Origin of the sequence: Cupriavidus necator (assembly GCF_013141915.1) — a bacterium.
Lineage (GTDB): Bacteria > Pseudomonadota > Gammaproteobacteria > Burkholderiales > Burkholderiaceae > Cupriavidus > Cupriavidus necator_B.
Genome location: NZ_SROX01000003.1, coordinates 414,665 through 425,452, shown reverse-complemented (window position 1 = coordinate 425,452; position 10,788 = coordinate 414,665). Strand labels below are relative to the sequence as shown.

Annotated in this window: 13 protein-coding genes and 1 pseudogene; 6 read left to right on the top strand and 8 right to left on the bottom strand. The window is 61.8% G+C overall.

Annotated elements, in window-relative coordinates; translation table 11 throughout:
- The 5 genes and pseudogenes from E5S69_RS32355 to E5S69_RS09795 all read right to left on the bottom strand — a co-directional run.
- The coding region (locus tag E5S69_RS32355) for a LysR substrate-binding domain-containing protein (RefSeq protein WP_236901261.1) at positions 1-354 on the bottom strand (354 nt) is incomplete at its 3' end.
- A pseudogene (locus tag E5S69_RS32925) lies at positions 317-499 on the bottom strand (CoA transferase); the annotation flags it as partial. The gene E5S69_RS32355 and the pseudogene E5S69_RS32925, both read right to left, overlap by 38 nt.
- A gap of 31 nt (positions 500-530) precedes the next feature.
- Positions 531-674, bottom strand: a complete 144-nt coding sequence (locus E5S69_RS32920) for a CoA transferase (RefSeq protein ID WP_412459401.1) — start codon at positions 672-674, stop codon at positions 531-533.
- Positions 671-1,336: a 3-hydroxyacyl-CoA dehydrogenase family protein gene (locus tag E5S69_RS09800; protein ID WP_058697600.1), complete on the bottom strand. Its 666-nt coding sequence runs from the start codon at positions 1,334-1,336 to the stop codon at positions 671-673. Before E5S69_RS09800 ends, E5S69_RS32920 begins: the two co-directional genes overlap by 4 nt.
- Position 1,337: 1 nt before the next feature.
- Positions 1,338-2,213, bottom strand: a complete 876-nt coding sequence (locus E5S69_RS09795; protein WP_058697599.1) for a 3-hydroxyacyl-CoA dehydrogenase family protein — start codon at positions 2,211-2,213, stop codon at positions 1,338-1,340.
- A gap of 143 nt (positions 2,214-2,356) precedes the next feature.
- On the opposite strand from E5S69_RS09795, the gene tnpA reads away from it, so the two are divergent.
- From tnpA to E5S69_RS09770, 6 genes are read left to right on the top strand one after another with little or no spacing between them, the layout of a single operon-like run.
- Entirely contained in the window at positions 2,357-2,770 is a 414-nt protein-coding gene (gene tnpA / locus E5S69_RS09790) for an IS66 family insertion sequence element accessory protein TnpA (protein ID WP_058697598.1), read from the top strand.
- Entirely contained in the window at positions 2,764-3,009 is a 246-nt protein-coding gene (gene tnpB / locus E5S69_RS32915; RefSeq protein WP_058697597.1) for an IS66 family insertion sequence element accessory protein TnpB, read from the top strand. Before tnpA ends, tnpB (E5S69_RS32915) begins: the two co-directional genes overlap by 7 nt.
- Positions 2,934-3,113: an IS66 family insertion sequence element accessory protein TnpB gene (gene tnpB / locus E5S69_RS32910; protein WP_338404736.1), complete on the top strand. Its 180-nt coding sequence runs from the start codon at positions 2,934-2,936 to the stop codon at positions 3,111-3,113. The genes tnpB (E5S69_RS32915) and tnpB (E5S69_RS32910) overlap by 76 nt, the downstream gene beginning before the upstream one ends.
- 36 nt (positions 3,114-3,149) lie before the next feature.
- A complete protein-coding gene (gene tnpC, locus E5S69_RS09780; RefSeq protein ID WP_081050229.1) occupies positions 3,150-4,556 on the top strand; it encodes an IS66 family transposase in 1,407 nt (468 codons plus the stop codon).
- Positions 4,526-4,684, top strand: a complete 159-nt coding sequence (locus E5S69_RS32345; protein WP_081050228.1) for a transposase domain-containing protein — start codon at positions 4,526-4,528, stop codon at positions 4,682-4,684. The genes tnpC and E5S69_RS32345 overlap by 31 nt, the downstream gene beginning before the upstream one ends.
- Complete coding sequence (locus E5S69_RS09770) at positions 4,671-5,171, top strand: hypothetical protein (RefSeq protein WP_058697594.1); 501 nt, start codon at positions 4,671-4,673, stop codon at positions 5,169-5,171. The genes E5S69_RS32345 and E5S69_RS09770 overlap by 14 nt, the downstream gene beginning before the upstream one ends.
- A gap of 352 nt (positions 5,172-5,523) precedes the next feature.
- Here E5S69_RS09770 and E5S69_RS09765 read toward each other — a convergent pair whose 3' ends face one another.
- From E5S69_RS09765 to E5S69_RS09755, 3 genes are all read right to left on the bottom strand, one after another.
- Positions 5,524-6,852 carry an MFS transporter gene (locus tag E5S69_RS09765; RefSeq protein WP_058697593.1) on the bottom strand — a complete coding sequence of 443 codons (1,329 nt, stop codon included), beginning with the start codon at positions 6,850-6,852 and terminating at the stop codon, positions 5,524-5,526.
- Positions 6,853-7,204: 352 nt separating this feature from the next.
- A complete protein-coding gene (locus E5S69_RS09760) occupies positions 7,205-8,941 on the bottom strand; it encodes a thiamine pyrophosphate-binding protein (RefSeq protein ID WP_058697592.1) in 1,737 nt (578 codons plus the stop codon).
- An 18-nt stretch (positions 8,942-8,959) separates the two neighbouring features.
- A complete protein-coding gene (locus tag E5S69_RS09755) occupies positions 8,960-10,528 on the bottom strand; it encodes a class I adenylate-forming enzyme family protein (RefSeq protein ID WP_058697591.1) in 1,569 nt (522 codons plus the stop codon).
- Between the last annotated feature and the right edge of the window lie 260 nt (positions 10,529-10,788).

Here is a 10,788-nt window from a genome sequence, read left to right as displayed (position 1 = left end):
CCGAGTTTCACAAGACAATGACTCCTCAACAAAGGCGCGAACTGCAGGGGAAAGCTCTCGCTTCCGGCTAGCGATTGCCAAATCAACAGCATATTCAAAGTCCTGGATGGCTCTGTAACAAACCTCCGGCTGTAGAAAATTCCGCATGGACTCGGGTATGACAGCCACGCCGTACCCAGCCGAAGCCAGACTGATCGCAGAGATGAAATCCGGAACACGATAGTCGAGGATTGCCGAGAATCCCCCTGCGAACCCCAACGTCGTGCGCGGCCTCCGCGGCGCGGGGACCGTGTTGCCCGAAGCCGGTAATCGAGCAGTAGACCAGCCACGGATTGATCTCCGCCAGGGCCGCATAGCCCAGTCCGAGGTGCTCCATCAGACTGGCACAATACTGTTCGATCAGTACGTCGGCATCCCGGATCAGCGGCGTCAGTTGGTCGAGCGCGTCGGGCGACTTCAGGTCAATGGCAATCGAACGCTTGCCGCGATTGAGCAGCACGAAGTTTGCACTGTCCGCGTCGACCTTTGGCTCATAGGCGCATCTCGTCACCACGCACCGTGCGCTCGAGCTTGATGACGTCGGCGCCCGCTTCGGCCAGCAGCAGGGAGCACAGTGGCCCGGGCAGGAGGGTGCTGAAGTCCAGCACCTCGACACCGCTCTGTGGCTGCATCATGGCATTCCCCGCTTGACCCGGTCATCACGCTCGGCGGCCACCCGCGCACGACGCGCAGGGGCGTAGGGCTCCTGCCCCAGCGCTTCATGCAGCGCCTGGGTGACGTGGAAATGGTGGACCAGGCCGGTGCGCTCCAGCAGCGAGATCGGTCCTTCCGGATAGCCCAGGCCCAGGCACAGGGTCTTGTCGAGGTCGTCCGCGCTGGCCAGCTTCTCGTCCAGCCGGCGCAGCGCCGCATTGAAATACGGGCGGATCAGCCTGTCGACGATACGTCCCGGGAAATCATTGCACACCGCCACGACCAGGCCGGCCGCCTGGAAGGCCGCCTTGGCCGCCTGCAGCGCAGCGGGATGCGTGCCGGGCTGCCTGACCAGTTCCACGAGGGGGCTGGGTTCGCCATCGCCCAGACGGAAGCGGGCGAAGCCCACCACGTTGGACCCTTCGAGACCCCGGCTTTCGCCGGTGTGGAAGCCCAGGCATTCGGCTCCCAGCTCAATGGCGACGAACGTGCGAGACGCGTGCCCGGCGCCCCGGCTGTATGCCCGACCTGCCTTGGCGCCCAGGTAACACAGGCCTTCGCCTTGTGGCGCGGCTTGCTCCAAGAACGCGTGGGCGGAAGGAAAGGAGCGGCTCTGGCCGGCTTGTACGATCTCGTAGCGCATATCAGGCTCCAAACATCTTGGTGTCGTCATAAGTGCGAAAACCCTGTCCGGTCTTCTTGCCCAGGCGGTTGGCCGCGATCATGCGTCGCACCAGCGGGGGGCAGGCCGCGCGCGGCTCGTGGGTGAGGCCGTGCATGGCTTCACACAGCAGCTTTTGCGTATCCATGCCGACCAGGTCCAGCAGTTCGAGGGGTCCCATCGGATAGCCCATGGCTGTCTTGATGGCGACATCGATATCGGCGGGCTCGGCCACCCCTTGTTCGACCAGACGAATCGCGTCGTTGTTGAAGGGAATCAGGAAATAGTTAAGGATGAACCCCGGCGTATCCTGCGTGGCCACGGGCTTTTGTCCCATGGCCTGGGCGAAGGCCCACGCCTTCTGGAAGGTGTCGTCCGAGGTGGCCAGGCCAGGCGACATTTCGATCAGCTTCATCAACTGTGCCGGCAGGCAGAAATGCATGCCCACAAAGCAGTCCGGGCGGCCGGATCCGCCGGCGATCTGGGTGATTGATATCGTCGACGTATTGGACGCGAAGATGGTGCTTGGCTGGCAAACCTCGTTGAGCTTACCGAACAATTGATGCTTGACCGACAAATCCTCGAAGATGGCCTCGATGATAAGGTCGCACTCGGCCAGCCCAGACAGCTCCGTCGTTCCTTTCCAGCGTTGCATCGCGGCAGCGGCGGCGCCTGCCGGCAGCTTGCCGCGCTGCTCAGATCTCGTCAGGAACGCTTCCGTCTGGCCCCGGGCACGATCCAGCGCTTCCTGTCGCATGTCGAACACAATGGTCCGGAATCCCGCGCGGGCCGCAACGATCGCAATGCCCGCCCCCATGGTGCCGGCGCCCGCGACGCCGACGGTTTGAATGGTTGTCATATCCGTCTCCTATTTCCTCAGGAAGCTGCGGCCAATCAACTGGCGGTGCACCTGATTGATCTGTAACCGTCAGCGGAACCCGTCTGGCGAGTAGAGGGCGGCGATGAGAAGGTAGGAGCTTCACGATCACTGGGAGTGAAGCGATGGCCAATCAGCGGGAAGGCAAGAGCGGACGAGCCGGGGCAAGGTATGACCGCCACGATGAAGCTTTCTGGCGCGATCTACTGGCGCAATGGGGGAACAGTGGCGGGAGCATCCGCGCCTTCTGCCGGAAGCACGGCTTGGCGGTCAGCACTTTCGGTTTGTGGCGCAAGCGCTTGAGCCACGAGCAGCAACTGCCCGTGGTGCCGCCAATGGCATTGACCGCGGACACGGCATTCATCGCCGCGGCAACGGTCGCAGTACCGACTGTCGTGTCGGCGAGCGACCCACTACCGTCGAAGTCTCGCGACCAAGTGGTCGTCACGCTCGGCGGCGCGCGTATCGAGCTGAGTGGGATGCATGCCGAACGCATCGTGCGCTTCGTGCTGGGGCAGTTGGGAGGCGGCCGGTGCTGATCGGCGGCGATGTGCAGGCTTTCATCTGCCGTGACGCGGTCGACATGCGCAAGTCCATCGACGGCCTATCGTATCTGGTGGAGCCGTTGCTGGCCAAGAGTCCGCTGTCGGGGCACTTGTTTGTCTTCGTCGGCCGAGATCGATCGAAGGTCAAGATTCTGTATTGGGGGACCGCACCGGCTTCGCGTTGTGGTACAAGCGGCTTTCGCACGGCCGGTTTCCCTCGCCCGCGACACTAGCCCAGCGTGGCTTCACACTGGCCGAATTGAACGCTTGGCTCGAAGGCATCGAGATCCCGGCGGTTCGACCCCACCGCACTGTCACGGCCACGCGCATCTCGTGACTTGTAAACCTGCCGGCGCTGGCGCATCATGGCGCCATGCTTCCGGTACTGACACCCTCCGACCTGCCAGCCGATCTCGAGGCGGTACGTACTCTCGCGCTGGAGCAGAACCGGGTCGCCCGCGCGCTGTGGGAGCAACTGGAGATATTGAAGCATCAGGTCGCGCAGCTTAACCGTGCGCGGTTCGGCGCCAGTTCCGAGCGCCTGCCGGGGCAGGCCGAACTCTTTACGCAGCCGCTGGACTTGCCATCACCGCCGGCGGCGCCGCAGGTCAAGGTGACTGGCCACATCCGCAAGGGCCGTCCTGCCTTGCCCAAGGACCTGCCACGCACGCGCATCGAATACGACCTGTCCGAGGCGCAGAAGGCAAGCTTCGACTCCCTGGAGCGCATCGGCGAGGAGCGCAGCGAGACGCTGCACTACGAGCCGGCCAGGCTCAGCGTGATCGAGCACATCCGCTTCAAATACGTGGCCACGAAGGGCGGCGAGTCCACCATCGTGACGGCTGCCGCGCAGCCCTCGCCGCTGCCCAAGAGCAACGCCAGCGCAGGGCTGCTGGCCAGCATTCAGGTCGACACCTTCGTGGACCACCTGCCGATCAATCGGCAGGAAACGCGCTATGCGCGCCTGGGGGTGCACCTGCCAAGGGCCACCCTGTGCGAATGGAAGCTGGCTTCTGCCGAGCTGCTGGCAACGCTGCTGCCGCCCTTGCGCAACCACGTCCTGCGAGCGCCGCGCGTGCATCTGGACGACACCACGCTGCCATTGCTCGAACGCGGTCGCACAAGCACACGGCAGGCCCATCTGTGGGGCTACCTCGGGGCCGGGCAGCGGCAGGAGAACGGGTTGTGGGTTGACCACCCGCCGGCGGTCCTGTTCGAGTTCGCCGAGTCCCGCACCGGGACCTACCTCCTGAACTTCCTGCGCGACTACCACGGCTACCTGCAGGCTGATGCCTACAGTGGCCACGATGCGCTTTACCGTACCGGTCGGATCATCGAGGTCGGATGCTGGGCGCATTGCCGTCGACGCTTCTTCGAGATCGCCAAAGCCCAGAAGACACCAGGGCTGGCGGCGCAGGCGCTGACGTGGATCGCCCGGCTGTATGCCATCGAGGCCGACATCAAGGACAAGTCACCGGAGCACAAGCTGGCGGCGCGCCAGGCCGAGGCTGTGCCGCTGCTGGCGCAGTTCCACCAGTGGCTGCAGGGCAATGCCCACGGCCTGCTTGCCAGGCAGCCGCTGGCACAAGCCTTCGGCTATGCGCTGCGGCACTGGCAGGCGCTGGTGCGCTACACCGAGAGCGGCATCCTCGAGCCCGATAACAACCGCCTCGAGCGCGCGATCCGCCCGATTGCCCTCGGCAGGGCGAGCTGGATGTTCGCGGGCGCGGCGGGCGCACTGCTGCCACGATGTATTCCTTGCTCGGGACCTGCCGCCTGAACGGCATCGAGCCCTACGGCTGGCTCAAGGACACGCTGGAGCGCCTGCCGGCCCACCCCACAGCCAGGTCCACGAACTGCTGCCGCTGGCGCGCTAACCGCTACACTGCGCGTCATGGACATCCTTGACGCCCTGCGCCTGGCCCCAAGTGCCGACCTGTACCGCCTGTATCTGACCATCGGGCGAATGATCAACGATCCCAAGCGTATCCTCGAGGCCCGCAGGCACCTGCATATCGGCATGACCGTGGGCTACGTCGCCGACGACCTGACCCAGCCGCTGCGCCAGGGGCGCGTCCTCGAGCTGCGTCAGACCCAGGCCCTGGTCCAGGACACCAGCAGCGGCCGCCACTGGATCCTGCCCTACGCCGCCGTGCTCGCCGAGCCCACTACCGCCGCGCAGCAACCACCGCACGCTTCACCGCCACCACCGCCCCGGGCGCAGCGCGCGGACTTCCGGGTCGGCGATACCGTCACCTTCACCGACCAGCACCTCAGCGAACGCATCGGCACCATCGTGCGCATCAACCAGAAAACCGCCTCCATCGAGTGCGACCCGAACGAAGGCCACTGGCGGGTCTCCTTCGCGCTACTGCGCAAGGTCGTCGACCTGTAGCCCCCACCGCTTACCGTCGCTCGCCAGACGGGTTCCGCTGACGGTTACATTGATCTCTTCCCAGATCTGGGTAATTTTGGCGTCGCGCAGGCGCTCAACGCGATAGTCGTGGTTGTCAATAGCCGTAGCCGCCGAACAACTGCGGCGCGTCGGTCGTGATGCGCATGGCAGGCGGATCTGAATCTCTTCGCCATAACGGAGATCCGCAGTATGGCAATGGCGCCCCCGAACCGCGATCACGGAGACAAGCTTGTATCACCCCGCTGCAGTGCCCGGGTATCCGAGGACATGCGACCACTTACCCGCGGGATGACGGGCTTCCGTCACGCGTCTGTGCGACGCGCCGCTTGCCTTACGCGTCGGCCGCGGTGGGATCCTGTCCCGCCAGTGTGCGCGGCAGGGCAAAGAGAATCAGCAACGCTGCCAGAAGGGTGAATGCGGCAACCGCATAGAGCCCGAGGGTCGTGTCGCCGGTCAGGTCTTTGACCTTACCCACCAGATAAGGGCTGATCATGCCGCCAAGATTGCCCACGGAATTGATCAACGCAATACCACCGGCTGCAGCCGTACCACGGAAGTACTTGGGAGGAAGCGTCCAGAACACCGGAAGACATCCCATGATTCCCACGGCGGACAATGTCAGGGCCGCCAGTGCGATTCCGGTGTGCGCACCAAATGCCGCAGAAATGATGTAGCCAATTCCCCCGGCTAGCACGGCAAGGCCCAGATGCAAGCGGCGCTCCCCTGTACGGTCCGACCGATGCCCAATCCACACCATCCCGATACCGGCTGCTGCATATGGGATGGCGCTCAACAATCCGACGACCTCGGTGCTGGCAATCCCCGTGTTCTTGATCAATTGCGGCATCCAGAACGTCAGCCCATACATGCCCATCAGGATGAACATATAAACGACTGCCAGAAAAATGGTGGCCGGTTGACGCAGGGCGAGACCGAACTTGTGTACCGATGTTCCGGTTGCATCGCCGGCCAAGTTGGCTTGCAGAACCCTCTTCTCCTCCTCGGACAGCCATGTCGCCAGAGCTGGCTTATCGGTTAGGCAGAACAGCACCACGAAGCCCAACAATGCGGTTGGTATTCCCTCAAGCAGGAACAGCCACTGCCACCCTGCCCAATCATTGATTCCTGCAAAATTGGTCATGATGATACCGGCAAGCGGCCCGCCCAATACGCCGGAAATCGGGATCGATGTCATGAAGTAGCCGGTGATACGCGCGCGCCGCGGGGCGGGAAACCAGTACGTGAAGTACAGGATTGCGCCCGGCAGAAAGCCGGCTTCAGTTGCACCGATCAGGAAGCGCAGGATGTAGAACCATGTTTCATTGGTGACGAACATCATGGCGGCAGAGGCGATGCCCCACGAGATCATGATGCGCGCAATCCATCTCCGCGCTCCAGTCCGGGCGAGTATCAGATTGCTAGGTACCTCAAATATGAAGTAGCCCACAAAGAAGATGCTGGCGCCCAGCCCATAGGCCGCGTCCGAGAACCCGAGATCGGCCTGCATCTGAAGCTTCGCGAAGCTGATATTGACTCGATCTAGATATGCAAAGACAAAGCAGACCGCCATCAGCGGAATGATTCGCCACATGACCTTGCGATAGGCGACGGTCTCCAGACTGACCAGCCCACTTGGGGATAGCGCTTCTATTCGTTGCATATGAGTCTCCTTGCGGACCGGCGGTCCGCGCATGATGGATGAGTAGCCGGCGGCGTGGTGACCTCACCAGACCCGGCAACAACAATCACTCCACCGCACGTGGCGGGGTGACCGGCGCTTCTGTCGGCGCCTTTTCGACGACAAGGTGAGAAACGCAGACAACGAGATCGCTCGGCCTCGGCACCAGGCGCCTACAGGTGACCGCTTCTCCAGCGTGAGAATCGCTGCAGATCAACGGATACCCATCGTTTGCGACGCCCGATCCCGGCAATGTCACGGCCTGCCTTGACCACCCGAAGTGCCAGCGAACGAAAGCAGGATAGGCGGCCAGATCGCCTGGCCGCCGACGGACCTACTGTCGTCGGCGGCGTTCGGCTTCATCCCATGCCATCAAAGCCTGATAGTCAGGAACCAGACTCAAGCCCTTCTGCATGTCTGAGGAAACCACCGATTGTGAGGTCACGACGTCGATCAAGGCCGGAGCATTGGCGAGTGCGCGCTCCAATGCGCCCACCATATCTTCTGGCTTCTCCACGCGTTCACCATGGGCGCCGAGTGATCGCGCCAATCCGGCGTAGTCGGAATGACGTAGGGTCGTCCCCACGACACGTCCGCCATAGTTCATTTCCTGATCGATTCGCTCAAGGTTCCAAGCCGCATTGTTGGAGACAATGAAGACCACCTTGGCGCCATGCCTGACCGCTGTGTCGATCTCCATCGCGTTGATGCCGAACGCGCCGTCTCCATTCACCGAGATCACTTGACGGCCGGGTTGCGCAAGCGCTGCGGCAATGGCAAACGGAACGCCCGCGCCGAGGCACCCAAATGCCCCCGAATCCATGTAAGTATTGGATTGCAGCCCGGTTCGCGCGAAGCTCAACAAGTCTCCGCCATCGGCAACGCCAATGTAGTCCTGAAATGCCACTTCGGCGATGGCATCGAAGATCACCCGCGGGTGGATCTTCCCGTCACTGCCGAGCGTTTCGCGTTGCTCCAGCGCAGCCGCTCTGGCCACCCGCGACAGATGCCGGTCGCGCACATTCGCGGCCCACGACACATCCACGGCTGCGGATCGACCGTCCGCCAGAGACAGCATCGATTCGATGGTCTCTCGTGCGGAAGCCAGAATTTCAGGACGCCCGCGCCGGTTGTCGAACAATTCACCAGGCGCGTCGGCAATGCGAATGAAGCGCGCATGCGGGAACACCGCGGGAGAACCATAGCCGAGTTGGTAGTCCAGCTTTCGACCGACCAGCAGCACCACGTCGGCGTCAGTCATCACCTGAGACCGCGCCGCGCCCACCGACGCCGGGTGGTCATAGGGCACGACGCCACGGCTCTCTTGCGTGTCGAGATACAGAGCGCCGGTGGCTTCCAGCAAACGGACGATCGCGTCCCCAGCGCCTTTCGCACCACGGCCGGTAATAACTACCGGTCGCTTTGCCGCCCAGAACACCTCCATGGCTTCGCGCGTCGCGACGGGATCCGGGTACATGGGCCGTCGCGGCGTGGGTTGCATCCAGTCATCAAGAATCAGTTGTGGCAGTATCGGGGTGCGCAGCACATCAGTAGGTACCTCAATGTATGCCGGTCCCGGTTCACGCACATAGCCAGCGGCACAGGCGAAGGCCTCATTGAATTCGCGCACGACATGGTCGGCGATGCGAGCCGTCCGCGAATAACGCGTGACGGGCTTCAGGATGTCGACGTGAGGGATGTCCTGCAACGGCCCCATATTTGACTGCTGCTGCGACGGGCAACCGCCGATTAACAGTACAGGTACACGCGATACAAAGGCGTTCGCCATAGCCGTAACGGTATTGGTGACGCCGGGACCGGCGGTGGCCAGTGCTACTCCAATCTGTCCTGTCAACTCCGCATGAGCATGCGCCATATAAACCGCGGCATCCTCGTCGCGCACATCGACAATCTGTATCCCGGTTCGACCGATATGGTCCCACAGCGGTTGCAGATAGCTGCCCTGCAGGCCGAATACACGATCGATACCCTGTGCCTTCAGAAATTTGGCGATCCAGGCAGCACAACTATTAACGTCCTGATTGACGTCCTGATGCTTATTGAGACTCATGACTACTCTCCTCGTGCGTCAATGATTGCCGTCGCGCTCGGCAAACCTTGTTCTTAATAGACGATGTTGAATTTTTCCGGTCGCGGTTCTGGGCATTTCGCCGTCACAGATGAACGAGACGGAGCGCGGCCTCTTGTAGCCCGCGATTCGGTCCTTGCACCAGGCAATCACCTCGTCAGGCGTCAGTGTTTCCCCCACGCGAGGGACCACCACCGCGTGTACCCGCTCCCCCCACTTCTCATCGCTCAAACCGATGACAGCAACGTCTCCGACTTTCGGATGGGCGGCAAGCATGGTCTCGACCTCTGAGGGATAGATGTTTTCCCCGCCAGAGATGATCATGTTGCTCTTACGGTCAACAAGATGAATGTAGCCGTCCTCATCTCTGAATCCGAAATCCCCTACGGTGCAGTATTCCCCACGGAAAGCATCTTGCGTCTTCTCTGGCAGCCCCCAATAGCCGTCGAATAAGTAGGGGTTGCTTGCATAGAGCTCGCCGGGCTGACCATCGGGAACCTCGTTGCCGTCTTGGTCAAGGAAGCGGATTCTCCGGCCTCCCACGCATTCCCTCCCAACAGAGCCGAGCTTCGAAAGCTGCTCATTCGGGTGAAGCATCGTCACCCAACCGGTTTCGGTGGATCCGTACATTTCGTACAAGCCGGAATTCTTGAAGTATTCGAGAATCTCCAGCTTGGTTTCGCGACGAGCTGGAGCTGATGAAATCATCAGCTTTCGGACTCGACTCACATCGTAGTGATTGCGAATCTGCGGCTCCAAACCGAGCATCATGGTGTAGTGCGTCGGCACCAGAGAGGTGAATGTACTCTCGCCTGTCGAGAAGGTTTGTAGCAGGTGCTCGGGATCAAAGCTCTTGCGACTGTAGACCGTACAGGTGGCGCCTGCATAGAGAAAGGCGCCGAAGAAGTACAAGGAGTTAGCGTGGCAGAGTGGCATGACGAGCAAGGCGCCGTCGTCATGGCTGAGCCCCATCTCAGCCAGCGTGGCAAGCGAAAGCGATGCGCTGCCCGCATGGCTTCGGAGCGCACCCTTAGGCTTGCCTGTAGTCCCCGACGTGTACATCAACGTCCAGGGATCATCCGCAGCGAGCAGTGATGCCGGCTCGGTGTCCGCTGCTGCAGCGATCAATGCTTCGTATTGACTAAAGCCGGCTGCTGGTTGACTGCTCCCAAAGACGATGCAGTTCCTTTCAGGCAAGGACAATTCCCTGCGCGCGTCTTCGAACGGCCCGAGCAATTCGGCTTGCACGAGAAATGCTCGCGCATCGCAGTTTTGCGCGATATAGGCAATTTCGGTACCAACTAGACGGAAATTGACCGGCACTGCGATGAGTCCCGCAATCGCCGTTGCGGCATAGATTTCTAACCACTCGATGCTGTTGTATGCGAGGACACAAACGCGATCCCCCTTCTTAAGCCCAAGCCCCAACAGCGCGTTGGCCAGCTTGCGGGACCGCTGATGCCACTGGCGAAACGTCAGACTTCGCTCGAGATCCTGCGCGCCGATCTTATTCGGCGTGCGCTGAGCGTGAAGGGACAGCATTTGGGGAAGACTTGCGATCGTTGCCATTTCATTGCTCCGCTGACGCACCCATCGTGACAAGGACTATTTGGCGTCGCGATCGCTCGGGCAGGTGATCACTTCCGTTATGTGTTTGTCGGACATGGGTCGTTAGACGCCATGCCATAGGACCTGATTGCATTGACTGGTCTCCTTTCAGGTTTCCGCATTAGTCGTTCGACGCACCTGTTAAAACTTGGCCCTACACGGTGCTGATTCCGCGCGTGCGGTCGCGGCTGTTCGCACTGGCGGGGTTCGGCTCTGGGCTG

Excerpts from the sequence above, each read along its gene's own strand:
- E5S69_RS32920 (WP_412459401.1), bottom strand. The coding sequence starts at position 674 with ATGATGCAGCCACAGAGCGGTGTCGAGGTGCTGGACTTCAGCACCCTC.
- E5S69_RS09800 (WP_058697600.1), bottom strand. The coding sequence starts at position 1,336 with ATGCGCTACGAGATCGTACAAGCCGGCCAGAGCCGCTCCTTTCCTTCC.
- E5S69_RS09795 (WP_058697599.1), bottom strand. The coding sequence starts at position 2,213 with ATGACAACCATTCAAACCGTCGGCGTCGCGGGCGCCGGCACCATGGGG.
- tnpA (WP_058697598.1), top strand. The coding sequence starts at position 2,357 with ATGGCCAATCAGCGGGAAGGCAAGAGCGGACGAGCCGGGGCAAGGTAT.
- tnpC (WP_081050229.1), top strand. The coding sequence starts at position 3,150 with ATGCTTCCGGTACTGACACCCTCCGACCTGCCAGCCGATCTCGAGGCG.
- E5S69_RS32345 (WP_081050228.1), top strand. The coding sequence starts at position 4,526 with ATGTATTCCTTGCTCGGGACCTGCCGCCTGAACGGCATCGAGCCCTAC.
- E5S69_RS09770 (WP_058697594.1), top strand. The coding sequence starts at position 4,671 with ATGGACATCCTTGACGCCCTGCGCCTGGCCCCAAGTGCCGACCTGTAC.
- E5S69_RS09765 (WP_058697593.1), bottom strand. The coding sequence starts at position 6,852 with ATGCAACGAATAGAAGCGCTATCCCCAAGTGGGCTGGTCAGTCTGGAG.
- E5S69_RS09760 (WP_058697592.1), bottom strand. The coding sequence starts at position 8,941 with ATGAGTCTCAATAAGCATCAGGACGTCAATCAGGACGTTAATAGTTGT.
- E5S69_RS09755 (WP_058697591.1), bottom strand. The coding sequence starts at position 10,528 with ATGGCAACGATCGCAAGTCTTCCCCAAATGCTGTCCCTTCACGCTCAG.